The sequence below is a fragment of the Paenarthrobacter sp. NPDC089307 genome, assembly GCF_040685055.1.
Lineage (GTDB): Bacteria > Actinomycetota > Actinomycetes > Actinomycetales > Micrococcaceae > Arthrobacter.
The window spans coordinates 78,218-101,477 of the sequence record NZ_JBFBHE010000008.1 but is presented as its reverse complement, the minus strand read 5'-3'; the positions used below and the strand labels follow the sequence as shown (position 1 = coordinate 101,477).

Genomic DNA, 23,260 nt, shown 5'->3' with positions numbered 1-23,260 from the left:
GCTTCAACTTCCACTGATGGCACTGCCACTCCGAGAAAGGGGACAAACGCCAGATGCTTGGTTTGTATTTCCTCTGAAGCCTTCAGGGCTCGCTTCCAGAACGGACCAGTCCAGCCGCACCCGCAGAATGAGCGCCAACCAATAACACTGTCGTCCGGGATAATCTCACGTCCTGCATGGACTGGATGCCTTGAAAATCTTCCTGAGACACCTTCGACTGAAACGCTACCCGTTCGGACGTCGTTCGATATGCGCCCGTCTGGCGCGACAGCAGCGGGCCATCCTTCGTGGACCCCGTCCTGCATGTCCCAATTCATGCTTTTATCTCCATGTGAGGTTGTCTCCGGACAGGTGGGACGTTGCGACCTCATTCTGTCAGGAAATCCTGACGGAGAAGAAGCTAGACGGCTATGGGAAGGTGCTGCGGGTGAGGTAGAGAAGGTCCGGGCCCACCTGGATCACAATCTCGTCTAGGGTCCGGAGCGCCAGGTTGTTGGACCTCGAGCCATGTTCTTGGAGCCTTAGGAGAGAGAAGTGGCTATAGATGGTGGAGGGACCGATCCCACTCCCCCATCAAAAGCAGCTCTGCAGTCTTCGGCTACAGATGGTGTTTTTGGAGCTTCGGCCCATGCTGGTCCAATGCGATATCTGTATGAAACTGCTTTCAAATCACTAGCGTTTTGATATGGATTTAGTATTGCCTTTTCGTTTTCTCCCTCTGGGGGATCACGAGTTGTGGGCGACCGCTGATCACCCTTTGGTTTCTGGTTGATATCAATTCGAAGTGACTTCAAACAGCCATTGATTTGCACAACGGATCATCGGCCCGGGTGCTATTACTTTCAAAGTGCTATCACTTTGAAAGTAATAGCACTTTGGAAGTAATAGCAGTTCGATATCAAAACCGGTGGCGGGACGTTCCCGGTCAGGCTTGGATGCATGGAAGGGCCAGCTGATATCAAATCGATAGCATTCTAATAGTGGTTTGATATCGCTATCCGAGCCAAGGCCGAGGCCTTTGATTTAATAGCAATATCGAAGTGCTATTAAATCAGTAGCGCTTTGATAGCAGTGCATCGCTTCAACTACTTCGGTTGCACTCTGAAAGCGATACCGTTCCGCTAGTTCTCTGATATCAATTCCAAAGTGATATCAAAGCACTAGCGTGTCGGTACCGGTTCGATAGCTTCCACGAGGTAACGTTGCTGTCATGATCATCGTGGTTGGAAGCGAAAAGGGTGGCGTGGGTAAATCCACGGTCGTCACTAACATGGCCGTCGAGCTCTCGAAGCGTGGGATGCGGGTGTCAGTGGTAGATGGGGATCGCCAGCGGTCCACCGCGCGGTGGGCTGTAGATCGCGAGGAAGCCGGTCATGAACCGCGCATCTTTGTCGTTGAAAAGTTGGGTAGCTTACATGAGACTCTTCGAGAACTCGATAAGAGCTACGACATAGTTCTCGTCGACGTGGCAGGCAAGGACAGCAAGGAAATGCGTACGGCTATGACGGCCGCGCATCAGCTCCTAATCCTGACTCAATCTAGTCAGTTTGACCTAGACACCCTGGTCACCGTGGACCAACTTATCGAAACTGCACGTGATTTCAACCCTACGCTGCGCGTCCGGGGCGCTTTAACCCGTGTCTCAACTAACGCTTTCGAATCGGAGAGTGCAGACGCTAGGGAATACCTCGCCGACTACCCGAGCATTGAACCTTTGCAGACCGTTCTGTACGAACGCAAGGCTTATCGGGACGTAGTTGGGGAAGGCTTGGGTGTCGTCGAATGGAAGAACCCTAAGGCGGCTCGAGAGATCCGCGGACTGGTGGAGGAGTTGATCGGTTAATGGCACTCAAGAAACGCTCAGCGTCCGAGAGGGCTCGGGATGAGGCAATCGAAGCCTTTGGCAACGCAGCCGAACCTCTGTTACTGGCGCCGGCCGCCAAGAACGAACGTGTCGCACCTGTCAGGCCTAGGTTTACACCGGAACTTAGCGACATTAGGGATAAGGAGCGCCCAAAGACGATGCTGCTTCGGTTCGACAACGACCTGGAACTAGTAGAACTACTGTCGGAAGTCGCTACCCTGGAAGGGCGAAAAAAGCATCCCATGGCTTTGCGGGCACTAAGGATTGGGCTGGAACAGGTTAGAGACAGCTACGAGTAGACTTTCGAAATGGTAGCTGGTTGATATCAGTTAGATATCTTGCCTTCGACGGGCCGTGCAATTCGCAGCGTCGAGGCGGGGGAGTGTACACATGCGGATGTATGCCGACCCAGCGTCAGGACGAGCCGGTCGAGTCAGACGGCCCCTTCGCCCAGCGAAGAGTCAGCGCTTCCGAGGGACGTTTACCGGAACGTCTTCAGCCTGAGTCTCATCCAGCACCCAGCGTTGGTACTTGGGGTGGACCGGGTATTTCTTGCGCAGGTAATCCCGCACGACCTTCCCCGGCCTTTGCTCACTGGTATAGCCGAGTTCTCGAGCGAGTTCGGAAGGGTCATATGTAGCCACGACACTGAGTCTAGGTGTTGGACGGCGCACGAATGGGACTCGTTCGACGTCGGCGCAATCGTTTGCCGGCGGAATCCTTGCGTTTGTCTCGAAAACCTAATGCTTACTGGGGCGGTGCTGCGTCTGCGGCCGGCAAGACGGATACTCAGGATTTCCGGGCCCTACCAGGTCTCGTTTAGTCGTCTCGCTGTGAAGCGTCTCAGTACCGGCAGGGGATGGGTTTTCCGAGCGAAGGAACGTAAAGGGATCCTTTACCGTGCGCCCATCACAAGAGGCTTGAGATCAACGCTTTCAGACCAGACTTTCTAGTGTTGCAAGAAACAGAGGACGAACGTCTGCTGCTTCGGAGTAGGGCGTACTGACCCACTAGGCGCCCCACACCCTTGAGTGCTGCGGGCCCCTAGTAGTCAAAGACGACGATGGACCCGCCGGGCAGCCAGAACGCTGGGCGGGGGTGACCGGCGGGGCAGTCCATCCTGTAGTACGCCTACGCATGAACTTTGGCGAGCCTGTTGCCTAGGGAATTGGACGTTATGCCACGGAAGTGAGCAGGCGTCCGCATAAAGGTCTTGACAGCCAGGAGTATGGTGGCTGAAGTCATCGCGTTTCTTATAGCTGTGCCAGCCGTACCTGATAAACAGGGGACTTGCTAGTGTCACGGAAGTGACAGCATTCTTGGCAGTGAAACGGAAGTGACGCGATAATTAGAGACAAGGGCATCCGCCGTCGTTTGAGTCACTCTAAGCGGGGAGGACGTGCGTAACCACCTAGATTTGGTCTTACGGGTATTCTGAGAATGACATCCCCGAAGGTCGCTGAGGACGTTGCGTACGCATAATCCTTGACAACACCTCGTAACCTAAAGTGAGAGCAACGCAGGCCGTTTCGCTTGAATGAGTTACCAGGATTAGGGGAATATCAGGCAAGGCCAACGGCTCTTGAACCCCAAGCCGGGTGTGCCCCGTTCCTCTCGGGCTGAGCCACCGCAAGTAGTTCGACGGCGGATACGTGAAGCAAAGTAACAGCGTTCGGGGCACCATACTGAATGTCCATCCAACCTCTGCAACTGCAGAGGTTTTTTTGTTAAGTACCAAAGGAGGAACCACTTAGGTCAGAACAGTCAGCTCCAGCAGAGACCGATAGCCCCTTCGAAGGACCATCCCCGTGGATGGTCCTTTTCTTTTGCCCTTTGATCATTCAAGCGTCACAGGCGCTAACAGCTCAGGAGAACACCATGAAAATCCACCAGTATGCCAACTACATCGAATGGACCGCCCACACCTACCTCAAGGAACGCAAGCACGCTGACAAGGTCTCCCAGGAAACGGGGTGCTGGCTGAGGTCCTACGGAATCACAGCAGGACGAGTCAATGCCTATCTCCGCGGCAGCCAGGGGAGCGGTGCGACGATGCCCAACTCCTTGGTCATGGACATCCTTGAACTGGGCCACTCCAAGGAGCGGGAGACGGTAGAAGAGCTCTACTCCATCGACGCCCTGCTCTCCACTTGGAGCGCCTTGGCCCAAGTCTACGGTCGCACGGTAACCCCGGCAGAACTCGAAGTCGCCAGGGTCGAGTTGATCGCCGAAGCAGCCTACGCACTCATCATGACAGCAGCCCAAGGATTTCCGGGCAGCGGAAGCCTGCTAAGGCTGTACTGGCAGGAGAGCGAACTACTGGACCTCACTCTGATCAGAAAGAGCACGCCGGGGTTCAGTAGTGTCGGCGCCAACCTGGAGCTGATCAAGCGCTTCAGAAAGGACCTTCCGAAGAAGCCCAAGAGTCTGGACCTTCCACGACGCCGGAAAACGCTGGAAGATGCACTACAACGTATCACTCCTGTAGCCCAGGGCGCGGTGCCGCCTGCGGCAAAACCGAAGAGTGATATCGAGCAGCCCAAGAGCATCACACCGGTCGATCCCTACGGCGAGGACCGCCTTCCCGCCCTGCCGACCTCAGGCAGGCACTGGGCCGAGCCCTCTAAGAACTCGTTCTACTGGGCTTATGGCAATTGGCCTGATCGATGGGACAACACCTTGCCCTACTGAAAACCCTCGCCCGGCATGCGGGCGTCCTCTTGCGACGACAGAGCACCGCACGCCAGTACAGGCGATATCATGTCAAGGCCGAGCGGTCGAACTACGAATCCAGGAATGCTCGTTTCGTCCCCAGAAGGTCCCAGTAGGTTAGCGGGGTCTCATCGGAGAACTGCCGTGGTTCTGCGTTGATGCCCGGCGCCCTTTCGCCGATCGGTTACTGAGACAGGCCTGACCAGCCGTGGCCGGGGGAGTGGTTCCGCTGTGAGGTCAGCGATAGAGGGGGCGTTTTGGGGAAAGGTCGCGTCACCCTAAGCTCTCGAAGAGTGCTTGATGTCCAGGCCAAGAGGGAGCAACATGACGACAGCAACAGGTGTGAAGTACGAGACGAGGTCCGTCAAGACGGTTCGGGGACTGGAGGCCAGGACTAGAGCCAAATTAGAGAAAGAGGGCTGGGAGTTCGTCTCGCAGGAACAGGGGACAGTGCGGTCGGAGTTGACCTTCCGGCGTCCGAAACCAGAGACTCCGTGGAAATTGATCGGGGCGGGTGGCGGCCTGCTCGCACTTCTCATCATCGGAGCGCTCATCGCCAGTGCATTCGGGGGAGAGGGTAGCTCAAACAGCAGTGCTGACGCGCTTCCGTCGCCGACCCCGTCCTTACTCGTAGAAACCCAAGTGCAGACGCCTCCGACTGAAACAATGACACCATCAGCCGAGCCCCCGACTCCTGCTCCTGCGGTCACAGCTAACGAGCCACAAGCCAAAGTTGAAGGCACGACTTGCAACATCGATGAGAACTTCGGCAAATGCTTGTATGGGCAAACTGCGATATATGAAGATTCTCGACGTAGCGGGGATAAGGTTTTGCTCGAGATCACCGTGCAAGAACCCCAAGAATTCGAGCCTGGGAAAGACGCTGACTTCTCTATCACGACCCTTGGAGGTACACAAGATAAGGGTTCTGACAACCTTTACTTCGATGTCACTATCAAGAATTTGTCCGAAGGGGTCGTCTTGGGACGTAGTGACGTCGAGTTAGTCGCCAACAGTGCTAAGGATGGTGACTTTGATGTCCGTTCGGTTCAGGATGACCTAGTGGGAGCCTACTGGGATGCAAAACTTGAACCAGGACAAAGCTCAACTTTGAGAAGCGGCTGGAATTTCAACGACGCTTCTGAACCTACCTTCAAAGTCCGCATTGATGGACTCGGTGGAAATAGCGTCACTTTTTCACACAAGTAGCACCAAGACGCTTCATCGAAGAAAAGTGCGAGGAGTTCCGCAAATTCAGCTATCGGATCGTGCAGAAGCGCTGGCGTTGATCTCGAAGCCCGGCCACTTCCGGCCCCAGCTAAGGACAGCCAGTTGCCCGGTAGGCGTTACGCCGGCCGGTCAGTAGCATCGTTGCGTTGTCTGCTTTCCAAGAAGGGCGGAGGCAGTGATGATGCGCGTAATGGTCTGCCTCTTTGCGCGAATCACCATCTCGCCTTTGACCGAGGCTACTGGTGCATGGACACCGATCTAAAGCTCCCCGCTCAGAGCCACGGGCCGAGCCTCTTAGATCTGGCGATACCCGGGACAATCTGTCCCAATTGCCACTTCAACCGCACTCAGGCCATCTCCAGGGTTTGGGCGGAATGGCAGGCTACGTTCCATCAGGGATAGCCTCTAACTCTCTGACTCAACGAATCGGTCCCGAAACGTTGGCTAAGTTGTCTAAGGCCCTCTAAAAGATAGCGACACTCCACTGTATCCTGACCGTCCCTCGGTCCATCATGGAGTTCCCGCCGATTTAGGCGCGCACGAGCCACGAGCTTGGTACACGTAAGGAATCTACTCATGACGTCCTACGAATTTGTTGGGAAAGACATATCCAAACTTTGGGAAGTGGTCGGCGTGAGGACCACGGAGCGCGGAGTGAGGGTCCAAGCACACTCCTGGAGGGCCGGTATCGCCACGGTCGAGCTGACCGCCGAGCAAGCCAAGGAGTTGATCCAAATCATAGCGACTCACCTTCCGAAGGTCGCAATGACCAATCGGGAAGAATTCTTCGAAACCGTTGGCGAGGCGTACCGCGAAGTAGGCGTGGGCCATGGCTATCGCCACGGCAGGATAATGATCTTGGTAAGCGAAGGCGATATCTATGCGACGGTCGACCTAACCATCGAACAGGCCAATGAGCTGAGTAAGATCATCAAGGCTCACCTTCCAAGCCCGGAATGACCGGCTTGGAGGACGGCAGCGCATCGTCATACCTGCATGACGTGAGTTACGGAGATGCTGGGTCTAAACTCCGAACGATGTCGCGCATGTGCTCGCCGCGGCCTCGTCCAAGATCCTCAAGTAGTGGATCCTGTTCACCGACGAAGGTTCCCGTCGAAAAGTCGTCGGAGAGTTCCTGGAAAATGACGTCGTTGAACGAATCGATGCGGTTATACGTGGTCGTGAAGATCCGTTTTCGGGCGAGTCCGCGGGGGTCTTCATGAGTGGCTTCGTAGAAAGTATCTCCGACGGGAGACTGCCACGGTGCTATGAGGAGATCGTAGTTGCCGTCATGGATGGCCACGCTGCCAATGTAGATGGTTTCGCCGTCCTCCATGTCCATGCGTCGCGGTGGCAACAGCCTCTGACGATTCAAGGCGTTTTCTGTTGAGCAGTGCGGCACGCTGACTTGACCGTTCGTGGACGTTACCGCTGACCATGGCTGAGTCGAGATTGGAAAGCCTGTTGTCGTAGGCCTCCCTGGCCGTATCAAATACTCCTGTTCAAGGGCTATTTCAGCCTTGAATGCTACTTTATCCATGTCCTGCAACTGTGCAGTCATTGTGCCCCCTCTGACTCGTAACCCCGATTAAAGCAGAGGTGACCGACAAAGAAGACTCAGGCTCACGACTCACACCGGGCCCTTGTAAGAATCGATTTCCCGCTCCACTACCAGGCACTTGACGCCCTCGAAGAAGAACACGCGATGCTCATGATTGACGACAGAGGCCCACGGACAGCAGCTTCGTGAGCGGGATTCAGGGCTCATCCGAATTCACGATGCGGAGATGCACCTTTCCCTGAAACGGCAACTTACAGATCGCTTCACCTGGCCGGAGCAATGAAGGCTGAACCAGGTACGTCAGGAAACCCATTTTCATCCCACACGATTGCAAAAAGGAGCTATTGGAACCATGGCCGCCGCCCAACGCGAGGTTGAAGTCGCCTCAAAGCTAGTCCGATTTGATGCTAAACGGCGCAGTGCACTCAGCTCATATAGCGAGATACTTCGATGGGAGTTCAAATGGGCAAATCCGCAGGACGATTCACAGACCATTCTTAGACGCATCGCACAAAAGATCGCCCTCCACTGGGACAAAAGTCTTATTCATGCCGCAACCGACCCTGCTACATTGGAGCGCTTGGCGGAATACCAGCCAAGCCTCGCGCGCCTAGCCACGAAAGGCTTTCCCCAAATAGGACGCGAAGTCTCGACCTTGCCGATGGATCAAGTCGTTGAATACTTGGAGCTGCTCGCTATCCCGTCAGCGCTGAGGACCCAAGTTGGCGAGACCGCGGTAATGTCCGGACTTGCTCGGCTTCTGATCCTGCGAACCATCGCTACGGCTGAATCCCTGGATTCCGTCGAGGAGGAACCCGCCCCCTTCACACTTCAACCACGCGCAAACGTTGATTGGCATCCTTCCCCAGAAGCGGGCATAAACGATCATGCCCCATGGGTTACCGGTGTGGCTCAACTCCATGCGTGCATGTCGGGCTGGGACGCTGCCTGGACCCTTCCACCCCGTCCGACGCTTGAAGCCGACGTTCTGGACAGGTGCGCCTATTTCGCACCATTGTCATTGTTGATGTTTGGTTGCCTTTCTTGGGTAAACCCTGCGGTAGGCATCGCAAGATGGATAAATCAGGGCATGCCTACGGATGAGCCGGTATTGAAACTGATCAAGCGTCAATGGGGTAAATGGGCCTTTGCGCACGCTCTCAGCAGAGACACGCTTAGCTTCTGGACCTACGGCGACGGGTACGACTTGGCGCGAGGGCTGACCCCTGGCCAGGCCAACTTGGAAGGAACAGCCGTAGCCGCGCGTTCGTTCCTTGCATCATCGGAATACGGAACCAGACAACTGCAATTTGCTGACGAGCTACACATGCAGACTCACATCCACTGGCAACTATGGCGTTCCGACAATCAACGAGCCTCAAGAACTGTCCTCGTAAGGGGTGACCGCGCTGTCATCTCTCTGGAGGAATACAGCGGCTGGTGGAGGGCCCTTCAAGAGGAAGGCGACAGTTTGGTCGCCGGCGGTGAAGAGCGATCAGTCCACCTTCTTTCAAAAGGCATAGGACTTCTCGGGGAATTTCACCGATCGAGGGTTACAGGACGTTGGCACGTCGGTGCCCAAGATACGCACCTCTTAGGATGGGTCGGCCCCTAGCCAGTTCACAGCGTGGTCCCATGCAACAACGTAAGCGATTGGGACTGCGGGCTCGGTCCCATTGAGTACGATCCACATCAGGGTCCCGCCTGAATGCTACGATCCGGCCGTCTTCGAAAAGCCTAACCCCAGTGCCGTCTTTGGATCAGATTGAGTTCCAACCCGGAGGCCGCTCCTATAACTGCTGTTGGCTAAGCAAGAGTGACAAGTATGGCGCCGAGGTTCCGATGAAGTTGCTTCAGCGTGTTTTGATCAAGAGCCAATGTGGTGATCGGCTCGTCCTTGCCTGCCTCGAAGAAAAACAGATCCATGACAGGTTGGTCATCATCCTTATCCTGGCTCGCCACAAAGTTTATCCAGGCGATGTCTTTCGGGAACTCAAATAGAGCTGCCATGCTTCCTGGGGCAGGCAAGGCTTGCACCTCATCATTGCCGCTGTCGTAAATCGTGACGCGTGTGTAGCAAGAGTCTTCAGCGAAGGTTTTGTGGTCGGTACACCACGGTTCGCAGTTAGAAGTTGTAGTCATAGTGGGTCCCCTTGTGGGTTGTTGTAATGCTCAGGTTAGTGGCCAGGGTCCGACTTACGGGAACGGGAGGACTTAGCCACGGTGATCATCTTCCCAGTCCCACATGGCACTGCTTAAACTCTCACCACGTAGCCCAACCTGAGGCGACAAAACTAGGACGTCGCTGGGACTTCTATAGAAGATTGGAGACATGCAACAAAGTACGATTCCTTGGTCCCTGCTGTGGAAAGGGTCTTTGCTCGAGTTGCGGGAAGGGGCTGGTTGCCACTCATGTATACCCGGAGCTCTTTGTCCTGCATCAGGGTTGCCCTGCTTGGAGGCAGTCGAACTGGAGCCCGTTCGGTCTGCCTTCGGAAGCCTCCTCTATGACCTGCCAGCAAGGGTGTGTGTCCTGAATATGGGATGTACATCGATGTGCATGAAAACGATCGAATGGTTCGGGGCGTTTAGTTCTCTTCGAAGCCGGACTGGTCGAACTTGAGGGTGCGGGCGTTCTCTGAGACGGTGCGGATCCTTCCTTCCTCGAAGCCGTTCTCGTCAGTCGCTTCGATCTCGATTCGGACGACAAGGTTGGCGCCTGTATCGCCACGGAGATGGACCAGGACTTCCTCGGCGATGTTCTTGAAGTCCATTGCGATTTTGTCGGCGTTGAGCGTCTTGACTCCGTAAAAGCGCGTTTTGGCGTTCTGTTTTACGACTTCGTCGGCTGGGGGCTTAGAGGGCGGAAGGGGCTGGTCGAGGGTTGGCTCATCAAGTGATATATCCGTTGACGCCTGGACCTCGGCTTCCCTCTGTGCGACGGCGACATCGGGGCGGACGAGCAAGAGCGAGTCGGTGGCCATAGGGGCGGCACTTTTGTCCTGTGGCGTCCACATGCCGATATACCGATTAGCGGTGTGGTCGTAATCTGCCGCTAGCGCAAAGGCATCAGTCTGCCAGATCATTGGCAGGTCGACGATGCCTTCATCGAGTACTTTGCGGTCGCGTAGGCGTGGCATGTACGGGTACTGGCTGTAGAGGGACCACAATTCGCCGAGTGAGACGTGACCGTCTTTCCATATCTGCGGCACTTTGCTGATAGCGAGGCGGATAGTGGCTGCAGCCTGCCGTGTCGAGAGGTCACCGTCGTTTCCGAGCCGTCGCGAAACGCGGTCCGCGAGTGAGTCGGATTGACCTTCGACCTTGGTTTCTCGGATCACAAACGGCGCCCCGGCATCAGGCTGAGCGGGAACGAGTGCCCAGGTGAAGGTTTGTAACAGCCTCGAAGAGACGGTCTTGTCTGCCTGCGTTTTGCGCAGCGCGGCCTGGTTTTTTTGGTTCTGAGTGAGGTCAAGATCGGCCTCGTTCTCCAGTACGTGAGTCCATCCAAGATAGTCACGGACGGCAGTGCTGAGTTCCTCCAGTCTGGCCTCATCAGCGGCGAGGTAGACCAACATGTTGCGGTTTGTCCGGTTGGCGCTACCGCGCTGCTCGGTGGCCTTCTGCGCAAAGTCCTTGGCAACCGATTCTGCGCCACGCTTATGGGCTACTTTGGGGTGGAGAATGACTAGTCTGGCCTCATCAGTGTCTGGGATGTCGGCATTGGTCTCAGGACAAACATGGACTCCTGCGAGATCGCCGCGGCTACGAGCTTGCCCTTGCAGACGCCTGACGATTTCCGCCCACACGTCTTCTTTGTGAAGGCGTTCCGCCTGGTCCTTGGCCGTGCGGGTGATGTTGGGCTGGAGGTCGTACCAGTATTTGCCCGAGCCAGAGTAGAAATAAGTCGCCCGGTCGCCGAGCTGAGTCAGGGCCGCATGGAAATTGCCAGGTACATCGCCGGGGACTGCTGTACCGAGAAACACGCGCTGCGTGCCAGTCCCTTTGTGAATCGAACCTGGAGAGACAGTGGGCGCAGCACTGAAGAACACGGTGCGCGCGAGGCGCTTGGTCAACGCCCGCTGGCCGAAGAGCGGCTTTTCAGTGTCGATGCGTGCAGGTTCAGAGTTGGGCCCGTCTACGTCTGCATCGATGATCGTCTTCCACGAGTCCTGTAAGTATTGTGTCAGCTCGGCGTTCACGTGTGCGGTCGCCAAGGGAATTGACCCGGGCATTATGAGTGGGGAAGCGTCCTCTCCGGTCCAGAGCGCATGGATGACTGTGCTCATCAACCGCAGGACGCCGCGAGTGCGCTGGAAGCGTTCGAGGGACGACCACTCTTCGTAGAGGGTGTCGAACATTTCGGGATGGATCGGGTAAGTCCGTTTGATCCGTTCCTCATAAGCCGGGTCGCGAGTTTCACGCGGGAAGTCATCGGTGTACTTCCGGTACATCTCCAGGTACGTTCGGGCTGTCGCGCCGATCGAAGCGAGTGCGCCTGCATCAGCCTGCTTGAAAAGGCGCTGCTTGACGATGTTGAAAGCTTCGTCCGACGAAGCCGGCCTCCATGGGTCGGCGACTCGGCGCACGATGTTCTGGAGACGTTTGAGGGCCTCTAGGCCGTTAGTTCCCCCCACCTCCTCAGCGCTCCCGGCGACGACTGCGGCATCGTCGGTTCCGTTCTCCGAAGCCGGGATGGAAATGGCCAGAAGGATACCGGAGGTCCCTTTGCACGCCTCGGTTAATGACTGTGCGAAAGTAAACTGGTCGTCAAAGGTGCCGCCGGCTAGATCATCGCGACCTACAAGCGAGCGGGCGTATGCAACCCATTCATCGATGAGTATGACGGCAGGTGAGTAACTGGCAAGCAGCGTGTGTAGTGCCTCGCCAGGATGCGTTCGGTCCGCATCAGCTTTGGAAACCAGCGTGAAAGCCTGCACTCCGCCGAGCTGCCAAGCCAATTCCCCCCAAATGGTGTTGACACGCGTACCGTCAGCCTTGGTGACTCCGGATGGACTGAAGTGGTTTCCCACGATTGCCACACGGTTGACCTTGGTGCCCGTATAGCCGTTGGCCATCAACAGCTCTTGCGTTTCCTGAGGAAATTCACCCAAGGGGAGTCCAGCCGCGACATGCCACAGTGAAAGCATCGAATGCGTTTTACCACCACCGAAGTTCGTCTGGAGGTTGATCACGGGTGATGTATTGTCGTCGCCTGCGAAACGCCGAACCGCTCGCCCGACCAGATCTCGTAGGCCCTCTGTTAGATAGGTGCGTTTGAAGAACTCCACCGGGTCGGCGTAGTCCGAGTCGACCTCCCCGCCTGTTGCGACCTTGTAGAGGTCGGCGGCGAACTCTGATGCATGGAAATTTCCGGTCGCAACGTCATCGTGCGGCTGGAGTACCTCGCGCCACGGTTTTAACCCCGACGCCTCTGGATTCGTCACGGCGGCCTTAAGAATCTTCTTGTCATCCTTATCGGCCGTCACCCGCCTGAGGTTCAGCCGGATATTTCGAATCTCCTCTGATGCTGTCCCCGCACCGATCAGCTTGAGCAGCCGTTCGCATGTATCGAGCGAGCGATAGGCGTCGTCGTCCGTGAATGTACCGTTGTGTGCCCAGTTGTTGCGGACCTCTCGCAGCTCGATTGCGAATGACTCTCCGGCCTTGCCTAGCGACTGGTTGAACGGGTACCAGCCCGGCCGGTACCCGGCTGTGATGTTACTTTCCGTGAGGATTCTGAGCTGCGCCTGTGGGTCGAGCGCGTCATAGACCTTCCCGGCAGGCACACCGTTCTTCATATCCTTGGCCTGAACGAGCTTGGTCCATTCGGCACCCATCACCGGGTCGGCCTGACCGATGACCGTTGAAATGAAGTCGTCCAACGCCGGTGCCAGCACTTGGAACATGCGCTCGATCCGGTCGCGGTTACTAAGCGCCATGTCAGTTCAGCTCCCACTTGTTGATGAACCTAATAGGGGGTTCCGCCTGCCGTTGCTTCGAACTCGGGATAGGGCAGTCGCAAGCGGGGGTGTTCAGCGTCCCTAGTCGCATCTCGCCAGTGTCACCTGGCTTGCGCTTCTGCTCAGTCACTCGTCATCCTCGAAATCAAAGGCACCTTGCGCGGCGGCGGGCTTCTTCTGCGTGCGTGCAATGTCGATGAGATCAGGCCAGCTTGTAACAAGGCTATTAAAGGACAATGCGTCCTTGGTCCAGCCATTATTCTCCGCAACGCGGAACAGGAGATGGGCTAATTCCTTCACCAAATCCGGATTTACCGCACCGTCATCCCGGCTGAGGGCCGTCTGCAGGAACACACCCGCGGCCGCGATTCCCTCATGCTCCAAAACCCTGATCAGGTGGTGGAGAGCCTCCCAGTTACTGGTGTGGCCGTCTTTGAGGACGTCGTAGTCCGATGGCAGATCGGATGGCTTAATCAACTGAACTTTTCCCGCTCGACTCGTGAGGATTTCGTCACGATCCATCGACTGCACAGTGGTGTTGCGAGCGTTAGCAAGGTTGTTGGCGTCTCCGAAGTCGCCGACTCCATATCCATGCAATCGGTACCAGGCGATCGCGAACCGCGAGGTCGGGTCGAAGTCGCCCTCCTGCTCGTTTAGTACCTGATCCAAGATCTCGTTGATTCTAGTGAGCGCCGAGCGAACACTCATCCTAGACCCATCAGGTTCCAGGACGCCACTGTATCGGCTAACCACGGCCATTCCAGGTCCGATGGCTGCCTGTGGCAGGTCGACCGGGGCGATAAGGCCCTGCTGCAGTTTGCGTAGAGCGCTGGGCAATTCCCCCTCGAGTGCGGCGATCAGCCCTCGCCGGTCAGTGGTCGGTGCTCCATCTGGACGTGGACGGAGGGACAGAACGATTGACGAAGCCAAGGCGTTAGTGCCCAGACCAACGGCTCGTGCACTGCGTTCGCTCCTAATTGGCCAAGTGGATGTAATCTCCCAACCGGCACGGATCATGCCGTCGAGCAAGGTTTCCCACCCGGTTGAAGCCTCACCGTGTGCATCTGTTTCCGATTGCTTAAAGGCGTAGTAGACAGTGATGGGAAAGTCGGGAGAAGCGGTCTTTCTTGCGCGTGTGAAGACGTCGCGGAAGCCATCCTCAAAGAAGGTCTTCGCGCCCTCTTTGCCACCGTGGCGGTAGGGGTTAGCAACCAGTTCGTCGGCCTTCGGCACCAAAAGGGTGGACAGGAGCTGTGGCTCCACGTCCTTCAGTGCCCTGCGCAGCCAAACGTAGAAGAAGTCAGAGAGATCCGAGTAACCGATGTTGTCGTAATACGGGGGGTCAGTGCTGACTACCGTCCCCGAAAAGTCGGCCTGATCGGCAGAGATCTGTCGGGCAGTTCCAGGAGCCCCAATGCCCAGGTACAAGGAGTTGCATACGGATTCGATGGGTCCCTCGAGCCCAATGTTACCCAATGGGTTGGCCTCAACGAAGTCCCAAGTCATGGGGATCGCCTGTCGAGAAAAGAGCGCCCGCACGTTCTCGTTTGTCTGATTCCACGAACAAATAGTGTTAGACATGTCTGCGTAACGAGATACAGCCAGTGCCAGATAGGTGGCTATGGCATCCGCGTACTCCGCAGTGCCACCGTCGCTCACTACGCGCCTGCGGGCTTCTCCGACGAGATCAGTAAATGTCGCAAGGGCGGTCAGCTGGCGAGGAGTGAACAGGTCGACCCAATGCGTCATCCCGTACGCCTGGACACGGAAGCTGAGCGCTTGTGGAGGAATTGAAGCCTCCGGAATGTCGTCGGGTCGAGGAACACTCGCGGTGGCTTCTTGCAGGGCATCCGGCGTGACGTAGATCCGTGCTCGTTTGCCTTCGGCTACCGTAGCGATCAAACGCTGGCCTAGCTTGCCCGCCCGGCCCTCTGCACGGATATGAGAGAGGTCGATCATCGTCTGACATGCAAGACACTTGGCCCCTGACCGGCCAACCGTTCCGTCCTCTTCCGCCGTAGGTCCTCCTGCCTTGGTGGATTTGACCGCGAAACTGACGGTTTGCCCTGAGGGATGTTCACCGGTCCTCTTAACTGAGGGAACGACAAAAGCCTCCTTGCCCTTCTTCTTGCTCAGCCACCAAGATCGGACAAGTGGCAGATCGAGGCCGCACCCCGGGTTTGGACACGCCACAGTCCTCGCCCAAATCCATGCTATTGCCCGGGCAGATGTGCCATCGGGCAGGGTCACTTTTGGATATATCGAAGCGATACGATCAGCCGCCCGATCGCACATCCATTGACCATAAGACCGGACGTCAGCCTGAAGACCCTCGGCTCCGCGCCAATCTCTAATCTGAGACTCGGCAACACCAGGGAACACCGGACTTTGGCCCTTGAAAGCAGGGGGAATCTCAATCAGAGCCTTATTGATCAGGACAGCCACCGGATTCAAATCGGATGCACGTGCCTCCAGGCCCAGTCGCTGCGCTTCAAGTGGGATAGTTCCGCCTCCCGCAAAAGGGTCGAGGATGACGGGCAGTGTCCCTCCTGTGGACCTGAGAATTTCGTTGCGAGCTTCCTCAAAGAGCTCTTCGTTCCACGAGTTCTCCCAAATCACGAGGCGCTCGATCAACTTATGCAAGCGTTCCCTCTCGACCCGTTGGAGGTCTTCGGTGGGGAATTTTTCTGGATGTGAGCTGGGGTCGTCGACGAGCTGCGCGAAAAGGATGGCCCGAGCAGCTGTCAGCGGCCGCCGTGCCCACCAGATGTGAAGAGCCCGGGGGTGCTTGCGGGTGAAGGGCTCCTTCTCCCGGGCAGACTCACGATTGATTGCCTCAAGTGGCAACGCTACCTCGATGAGCTTTTGTGCCACCACTACGTGTACACCTTCCTTTCCAAACGTGAGCCGGTGCCCGAAGTTACCGCCGGTTGGGCACTGATCAAAACTACCGGTAGGACCGACAGGTCTCAGAACCTGGCCCATATATAGGGGGATGGCGTGGCGGACTACAAGGCGAACGTGAGTCTAGCTTGGATTTACTTGCACGTATGCAACTACGCTGCTCACATGACTGCTACGCATTTGGTTGTGCTCGGAAACGCCGACGCTGCTCGCTGGGTCCTAGCCAATCAACGCATGGCCTTTAGCGAGGTCGGCAAGCGCACTGCGTCGCGGCTGTCCCGAGGCGACAGGTTCCTCTTCTATGCCAGCTTTACCTGCTGGCCTAGGCTTGGCGGCGACCAGCGGCCGACGTCCGGACTTATTATCGGCGACGCTGTCGTGCTAACAGAGGTGAGGGAGCTCCGGACGCCCGTCCTCGTCGGTGGCCGCCACTTCCGTTACGGCTGTGAGGTCTTCTTTGAGCACCTTGCCCCAGTTGGAACCGGTGTTTCGATTGGGTCGATCCGGGATGAACTTGAGTTGACCGCCGGCAGAGCCAACTACGGTCAGGCACTCCAACGCACTCCGGTTCTGCTCTCCCAAGCGGACACGGAACGACTGGCGCCACGGTTGGAAGGTGTTTGGAAACCATATGAAGAGACCATCGCTGGGTATCTTCAGCAGAGCATTCTTTAGCGCCCCGAACCCGGGCTAGAAGGGGGTCTTGCCCTTCGCCCACATCTTGTCCCAATCTCCACGGATGCCAGTAGCGTCGAAGTTGCCAAGGTCGACGGTGGCGAACGGGGCTTCGATGTATCGCACCTCGTCGTGTTGGGCTCCTCGAAGGTCTACACGAACAAGGGCCAGACGGTAGTGCGGGCTGGAGTTTTTGCCGGTTATCACTTCGTTGTGGGTGATGAAGAAGTCTTTAGATCCCTCTAGGCGTGCTTTTACTTCGATTCGGTAGGTGTCGCCATTTTCAGCTGTGGAGAGGATGTCGAAGCCCGGGTTGTTGAACGCTTGTTCGACTGGCTTGCGACCGAGGGTGTGTTCCTTAGCCAGTACGAGGTCAACGCCACGGCGTTCTACTTCCTTGGTTTCTTTGGCGTGGATTGGGGCATTCGGCGGAAGCTCGCTCTCGAGCATTGCGATGGGCAGCACGAGCGCGGCGGTGAGGATGCGTGGAGGTTTGGTGGACATCAGGGCTTGCTGGTCGAGCAGGCCCAGGCGTTCGCGCAGACGGAGGTCCAGTTCGACGGCTTTCCTATTAAGACTTTCAGAAGACTCTTTTGCTTTCTGGCCGGCCCGCTCGTTTTCCGCGGCTATGGCGGCATCCAGGATAAGTCGGTCGCGTTCATTTTCGAGCCGGTTGGTGACAAGCAACCTGGTCTTTTGCAATTCAGCATGACGATGTGGCTGAACTTCGGCAAGGTAGGTGGGGAGACGGTTGGAGATGATCCAGCTGTTGGCTTTCTCTTCGGCGTCAGAGAGCCAAGGGAACTGCCGTGCTGCGATTGTGGCAGGGGAGTCGGGAGCTGCTACGCAGTCAAGGTAGGGTGCGGGGCCAGCCGGTGTGACCGTGCCGTAGCTGTCCACGTAGGCGTAGCCGAACCGTCTAGCTACGCTGACGCCGGTGGAGTCGGCGACTTCTTCAATGACTCCCACCAGGAGTTGGGGTTCCTCAAGTGTCGGGGAGACCAGCACGGTACCCCGGTTTAGGGTGCCGCCGAACTGGCGAATTGCTTCGTCCATGACGGCGTCGTGCAAAGGATGGCCGGGAGCGAGGAGATCCGCTCGGGCGAGTCCCTCAGATTGGACATGGGGGAGGTCAAAAGTAGCCCTGTCGTATTTGGTGGCGATTGGGCCGTGTTTGCTGGCGCGGATCTGCGCCGGCACGTTGGCGATCTCGTAGCGCCCTTTCTCTCGTTTTACGATGCGGCCACCCAGTCTCGTGAAGGCGGCCTTGAACGCCAGCTCGATGTAGTGCGGTTGGAGCCGGCGTGCGCGCGCTTCGTCCATCGCGGCACGGAGTGCAGCGAGATCGGCCTCTGCAAGATGTTCAGAAGCTAGTGCACGTTCATCGAGGAGGTCTTTCAAGCCATCACCGACACTGGCATCAATGACATCGTGCATTTTTGCCTTCACTTCCGGCCGTTCGCCGTACTGGATGGCGTCCAGGAGCAGGCTGCGTAGGGGTGTCTCATTGAACGCTTCCCCGAGAACGTCGAAGACTTTCCCTCCATAGGCTTTGCGCTGCTCCTCGATTTTGTCCAGCAGTCGCGTGAATACCTCGCCCTCGCGGGTATTGGCCGCGACGAGGTTCCAGAGCCGGCAAACCTCTTCCTGGCCGATACGGTGGACGCGGCCGAAGCGCTGTTCGATTCGGTTCGGGTTCCAGGGAAGGTCGTAGTTCACCATCAGGTGTGCGGCCTGAAGGTTGAGGCCCTCGCCGGCCGCGTCAGTGGCCAACAGGATCTGACAATCACGGTTCTTGGTGAACTCTTCGGTGATTTGGCGTCTCTCGGAGCGCCGTACACCACCATGGATAGCCCTTACAGCGTCCGGTTTGCCCAGGAGGGAGCCGATGCGGGCCTGCAGGTAACTGAGCGTGTCCCGATGTTCGGTGAAGATGATGAACTTACGGGGCCAGCCGTTGTTGTCCGTGATTAGGGCGTTGTCTTGGAGGATCGTGGACAATTCGGCCCACTTGCGGTCGGTGCCGGAGTCACGGACATGCTTCGCCGTGGTCACGAGTCCGCTGAGTTCCACGAGTTCGGCGTTGAGTTCGTCGACTGTTTGGGCAGCGGTCGCAGCGTCGACGAGTTCCTCTTCCAGGACCTCGGTTTCTTCAGCGTTGAAGTCGTCGGCGTCCAAGCCCTCGAGATCGAGGCTGGGCTCGGACTCGACGTACGTTCCGTTGAGGATTTCCTGCTTCTTGCGTTCGAGTCGTTCCGAGCGGCGTACCAGGCTCCTGTAGATCGCTTCGGGACTTGAAGCCAAGCGCCGTTGGAGAACGGTAAGGGCAAAGCCGACGGTATTTTTTCGCTTGCCACCAACCCTGTCGGCGCGGTTCATGCCTTCACGGACGTAGCTCGTGACCTGTTCGTACAGTTCGTACTCCAAGGAGGTCAGCTGATACGGGACGGTCTCGGCTATGCGCTCGGGGAAGAGCTTTTTGCCTTCGAAGGTGAGCAGGTCTTCTTTGACCATTCGGCGCATGAGGCCGCTGGTGTCAGCAGTGACTTTGTTTTTGCCTTCGAAACGGTCGCGGTCAAGCAGGGTCAGGAAGAGTTGGAAGTCCTCTTCCTTGCCGGAGTGCGGCGTGGCGGTCATCAGCAGGAGATGCCGGGTGATTTCCCCGAGCAATTCACCGAGTTGGAATCTCTTGGTTTTTTCCAGCTTGCCACCGAAGTAGTGCGCGCCCATGCGGTGCGCTTCGTCAACAATGATGAGATCCCACTCAGTTTCCTTGAGCTGGGCCTGAAGTTGCTCGTTGCGGGAGAGCTGGTCCATTCGCGCGATGAGTAAGGGGTTGGATTCGAAGACGTTGAAGTTGACGTTGCCATCGATCAGCTGGTTTGTCAGCAGGTCGAAGCGCAGCCCGAACTTGAAGAACAGTTCATCCTGCCACTGCTCAACCAGGCCGCCAGGGGCGACGATCAGGCACTGTTTCACGTCGTCGCGCAAAATCAGCTCCTTGATGTAGAGCCCTGCCATGATGGTCTTGCCCGCGCCGGGGTCATCGGCGAGCAGGAAGCGAAGTGGGGTTCGGGGTAGCAGTTCTCCATACACTGCACGGATCTGGTGTGGCAGAGGCTGCACGTCACTGGTGGCCACGGCCAGCATTGGGTCAAACAAGCCAGCCAAGGAGATTCGCTGCGCTTCGGCTACAAGTTTGAAGTCTCCGGCATTGGCATCGAAGGCGCGGCTGCCGGTCTGGGCGACGGTCAAGGCGTCCTGATCCTTGCGGAACACGACTTGTTGGCCAAGGCTACCGGCCGAAGTTTTATAGGTCAGCTCCAGGGCGTCTGTGCCGTGCCACTGAGCGGCGAGTACAGTGATGACCTCAGCAGGAATCAGTCCTGCGATTCGTAAGCCGGTCTTAAGCTCTTCTAGCAGCATGGGTGACCTTTCAGTCGACAGTCGATTCACCATATAGGACGGGCAAGACAAACAAAGCGGGTTCGTCGCTGGTCTGCACTAATCTTTGCAACAAAAGCTGACCACTGAAGGGCCAAATATGGACCGGGACGAACGCCAACAACTAAGCGCGACCTCACAGGAGGTCAGCCAATGGCTCAACCAAGCCCGTTCGGCGCTGGCACGCCGCTCCAAGGTAGAAAAATCAGGTGACAAAGCTGTCGCCGCCCTCCGCCACAATACCGCCGACGTTTGGTGTGACGGACAGCTTGCCTGGAGAGTCATGCCGCTGCGGCTCGACGACAGTAGCCGCCTGGCCAAAGCTGCTCGCCAGGCTCACCTTCCGGTCATCAGCTCAGAGGAGCAGAACGCCATCGAAGGCCTTCTCACTAACGTCGCCGCGGCATTAGACGCTGTGAAAGCCATGATGGGGGTGCGCCGGTTCTTCCTGAGCAGCAAGGCTCGTGAAACCGGGGTGGCCGCGGCTGAGTACCTGGACGGTTACCGACAGTGGGCGTTGACGGCTGGTGTCCCATTGCTGCTGGAACGCCTGAGCCGCTCCGATGACGACCTTTCAGAAGTTCCGCTCTCTGCTGCCTTGCAAGACTGGGTCGGATTGAGCCCTCGAATCGCGGACCTCGGCAACAGCCAGAACATCCTCTCGGGCGCGGCCGTTGCATCCTTACCAAAGGCAATTGAGGGCATCAATGGGGCTTTGCGCGAAGAGGAACGCTTCCGTGCGGATGCTACTGCTGCCGGTGAAGCGGTTCGGAAGCAGGAGGTCCGGCGACTGTTGGTTGAGATGCCAGTGGAACGACTCCGGGAGGCGACGCGGGACCGTTTGCGCATCGGATCGCTTCTGGAGAACGGTATTGCTACCGTCCAGACAGTCCTCGATCACGGTGCCAAATTGTCACATCTTCCGGGGATCGGGGCAACCACCGCTACCCGGATGCATGGTGCAGCACGGACACTTTGGCAGACGACGTATGATGAGACGCCTGTCCGGATCGACATTAAGAACCGCACTCCTCTAACCGGCGAATTACTGCGGCGACTCGCCGCTTGGGACGCTATCAGGCAGACCAAGGATGCTGCCCGCGACTTGGCCCTAAAAGACTCCCTGACGCCACTGGCACGGACCCTTGATCACAGCGTCACGCACCTCGTCGTTCTCGCGGGTGACCAGCAAGCCTCAGAGTTCACCAGAGCAACAGAAGCCGTCATCCAACGTGCCCAGCAGGTAGGTGCTATGACGCCTGCTGTCACAGCGGACGATCCTTGGGACGACTTCCTACTTCGGCCGGCGGATTACTTCGCCCTTCTCGACGCACTAGGCTTCACCACCGAAGACGCGCAGACGGCTCACAGCGACCTATCAGAGGAGATTGTTGAGGCTGTCCGCAAAATCGAACTCGACACCCAACACCTGTCAGCGTCGCTACGCGGCTATCAGAGTTTCGGTGCCAGATTTGCCCTCGCCCAGCGCAAAGTGATCATCGGCGATGAGATGGGTCTAGGTAAGACCGTCGAAGCGCTAGCCGTCCTGGCTCATCTACGCTCCAAGGGAGGCCACCATTCGGTGGTAGTCTGCCCAGCTGCAGTCGTGACCAACTGGGTCCGCGAGATCCAGGGAAAGTCCAAACTCCGACCACACCGCCTGCATGGCCCCGGACGGGCGGCAGCGGCGCGGAGCTGGCTCCGCCACGGTGGCATCGCAGTGACTACCTTCGAAACACTGCCATGGTTCGAAACGTTTAGGGATGAGCCGGTGACCATCGGATGCGTCGTGGTTGACGAGGCACACTACATCAAAAATCCTGCCGCCCAACGCTCCCAACGGGCCGCGAGGATGATCAGCCAGACCGACCGAGCCATTCTCCTCACTGGAACGCCCTTGGAAAATCGCATCGATGAGTTTCGTAATTTGGTCGGCTATCTCCGACCTGATCTCGTCGTTGATGACAGCGAACTGGCGCCACACCGGTTCAGACGGCAGGTCGCACCAGCCTATCTCCGCCGTAACCAGGAAGATGTCCTCACTGAGCTCCCGGAGTTGGTCGAGGTTGACGAATGGCTGCCCTTTTCGAAAGAGGACACGGCCGTCTACACAGACGCCGTCGCCGCCGGGAACTTTATGGCAATGCGGCGGTCCGCTATGGCAAGTGGCACCAAGTCCGAGAAGATGCAGCGTCTCATTGAGATCGTCCAGGAAGCCGAAGACAACGGTCGCCGCGTGATCGTGTTCTCGCAATTTCGCGATGTCCTCGACCGCGTCACTCAAGTACTGCCTGGCAGGGTTTTCGGACCTTTGACCGGATCGGTGCCGGCTGCTGCACGACAGGTCATGGTGGACCAGTTTTCAGAGGCTGGACACGGGGCCGTGCTCGTTTCCCAGATCGTCGCGGGTGGTGTCGGTCTCAATATTCAGGCTGCATCAGTTGTCGTAATCTGCGAGCCTCAGTTGAAACCAACTACCGAGTGGCAGGCTATTGCCCGAGCTCGGCGCATGGGTCAACTAGAGTCCGTCCAGGTCCACCGTCTGCTCTCCGAGGAGGGTGTTGACCGGAGACTGACAGAGATTCTGGCACGCAAGCAGGAACTGTTTGAGGAATTCGCCCGTGTTAGTGAAACAGCTGGCAGCGCGCCTGAGGCCGTTGACGTCTCGGAGGCAGAGTTAGCAAGGGGCATCATCGCCAGCGAACGCGAACGCCTTTTTACTCCTAAGCAAGCGGCTGAAACGGACACACACGTTCTGCCCGTGGACTAAGGAGCGCGTCTTGATAGAGCATCCGGCCGTCATCAGGTCCGGCATGTTGCAGAGGTCGGTACCAATCAAGCCGTCCTGGTGGGCGATCAGACTGACATACTCACTTGCGCTTCCGCATCAAGCTGAAAGGCTCTGAC

Annotated in this window: 15 protein-coding genes; 9 read left to right on the top strand and 6 right to left on the bottom strand. The window is 57.4% G+C overall.

Going from position 1 to position 23,260, the window contains the following annotated elements; all coding sequences use genetic code 11:
• The first annotated feature begins 1,210 nt into the window (after positions 1 to 1,210).
• Both AB0N72_RS19040 and AB0N72_RS19035 read left to right on the top strand, forming a co-directional pair.
• A complete protein-coding gene (locus tag AB0N72_RS19040; RefSeq protein WP_363933985.1) occupies positions 1,211 to 1,843 on the top strand; it encodes an AAA family ATPase in 633 nt (210 codons plus the stop codon).
• On the top strand, positions 1,843 to 2,163 hold the full coding sequence (locus AB0N72_RS19035) for a hypothetical protein (RefSeq protein WP_363933983.1): 321 nt from the start codon (positions 1,843 to 1,845) through the stop codon (positions 2,161 to 2,163). Before AB0N72_RS19040 ends, AB0N72_RS19035 begins: the two co-directional genes overlap by 1 nt.
• Positions 2,164 to 2,325: 162 nt before the next feature.
• Here the strand turns inward: AB0N72_RS19035 and AB0N72_RS19030 are convergent, their stop codons facing one another.
• A complete protein-coding gene (locus tag AB0N72_RS19030) occupies positions 2,326 to 2,508 on the bottom strand; it encodes a hypothetical protein (RefSeq protein WP_363933981.1) in 183 nt (60 codons plus the stop codon).
• A gap of 1,234 nt (positions 2,509 to 3,742) precedes the next feature.
• Between AB0N72_RS19030 and AB0N72_RS19025 the strand changes: the two genes are divergently transcribed.
• The 4 genes from AB0N72_RS19025 (at position 3,743) to AB0N72_RS19010 (ending at position 6,766) form a co-directional block, all read left to right on the top strand.
• Complete coding sequence (locus AB0N72_RS19025; protein WP_363933979.1) at positions 3,743 to 4,555, top strand: hypothetical protein; 813 nt, start codon at positions 3,743 to 3,745, stop codon at positions 4,553 to 4,555.
• Positions 4,556 to 4,900: 345 nt separating this feature from the next.
• Positions 4,901 to 5,785: a hypothetical protein gene (locus AB0N72_RS19020; protein WP_363933977.1), complete on the top strand. Its 885-nt coding sequence runs from the start codon at positions 4,901 to 4,903 to the stop codon at positions 5,783 to 5,785.
• A 123-nt stretch (positions 5,786 to 5,908) separates the two neighbouring features.
• Positions 5,909 to 6,208 carry an HNH endonuclease gene (locus AB0N72_RS19015; protein ID WP_363933975.1) on the top strand — a complete coding sequence of 100 codons (300 nt, stop codon included), beginning with the start codon at positions 5,909 to 5,911 and terminating at the stop codon, positions 6,206 to 6,208.
• Positions 6,209 to 6,382: 174 nt separating this feature from the next.
• Positions 6,383 to 6,766, top strand: coding sequence for a hypothetical protein (locus AB0N72_RS19010; protein ID WP_363933973.1), 384 nt, complete (start codon positions 6,383 to 6,385; stop codon positions 6,764 to 6,766).
• 46 nt (positions 6,767 to 6,812) lie between these two features.
• Here AB0N72_RS19010 and AB0N72_RS19005 read toward each other — a convergent pair whose 3' ends face one another.
• Positions 6,813 to 7,181, bottom strand: a complete 369-nt coding sequence (locus tag AB0N72_RS19005) for a hypothetical protein (RefSeq protein ID WP_363933971.1) — start codon at positions 7,179 to 7,181, stop codon at positions 6,813 to 6,815.
• 538 nt (positions 7,182 to 7,719) lie between these two features.
• Between AB0N72_RS19005 and AB0N72_RS19000 the strand changes: the two genes are divergently transcribed.
• Positions 7,720 to 8,982 (top strand): hypothetical protein, encoded by a 1,263-nt coding sequence (locus AB0N72_RS19000; protein ID WP_363933969.1) that lies wholly within the window; start codon positions 7,720 to 7,722, stop codon positions 8,980 to 8,982.
• Between the two features lie 191 nt (positions 8,983 to 9,173).
• Here AB0N72_RS19000 and AB0N72_RS18995 read toward each other — a convergent pair whose 3' ends face one another.
• The 3 genes from AB0N72_RS18995 to AB0N72_RS18985 all read right to left on the bottom strand — a co-directional run bounded on the left by AB0N72_RS18995 (position 9,174) and on the right by AB0N72_RS18985 (position 16,204).
• Positions 9,174 to 9,509: a hypothetical protein gene (locus tag AB0N72_RS18995; RefSeq protein ID WP_363933967.1), complete on the bottom strand. Its 336-nt coding sequence runs from the start codon at positions 9,507 to 9,509 to the stop codon at positions 9,174 to 9,176.
• Between the two features lie 446 nt (positions 9,510 to 9,955).
• A complete protein-coding gene (locus tag AB0N72_RS18990; protein ID WP_363933965.1) occupies positions 9,956 to 13,309 on the bottom strand; it encodes a Swt1 family HEPN domain-containing protein in 3,354 nt (1,117 codons plus the stop codon).
• A gap of 147 nt (positions 13,310 to 13,456) precedes the next feature.
• A complete protein-coding gene (locus AB0N72_RS18985) occupies positions 13,457 to 16,204 on the bottom strand; it encodes a DUF1156 domain-containing protein (RefSeq protein ID WP_363933964.1) in 2,748 nt (915 codons plus the stop codon).
• Between the two features lie 195 nt (positions 16,205 to 16,399).
• On the opposite strand from AB0N72_RS18985, the gene AB0N72_RS18980 reads away from it, so the two are divergent.
• Positions 16,400 to 16,909: a hypothetical protein gene (locus AB0N72_RS18980; RefSeq protein WP_363933963.1), complete on the top strand. Its 510-nt coding sequence runs from the start codon at positions 16,400 to 16,402 to the stop codon at positions 16,907 to 16,909.
• A 15-nt stretch (positions 16,910 to 16,924) separates the two neighbouring features.
• Here the strand turns inward: AB0N72_RS18980 and AB0N72_RS18975 are convergent, their stop codons facing one another.
• Positions 16,925 to 20,335, bottom strand: coding sequence for a helicase-related protein (locus tag AB0N72_RS18975; protein ID WP_363933962.1), 3,411 nt, complete (start codon positions 20,333 to 20,335; stop codon positions 16,925 to 16,927).
• Positions 20,336 to 20,453: 118 nt separating this feature from the next.
• Here AB0N72_RS18975 and AB0N72_RS18970 point away from each other — a divergent pair, with 118 nt between their 5' ends.
• Entirely contained in the window at positions 20,454 to 23,123 is a 2,670-nt protein-coding gene (locus AB0N72_RS18970) for a DEAD/DEAH box helicase (protein WP_363933960.1), read from the top strand.
• Positions 23,124 to 23,260 lie beyond the last annotated feature (137 nt).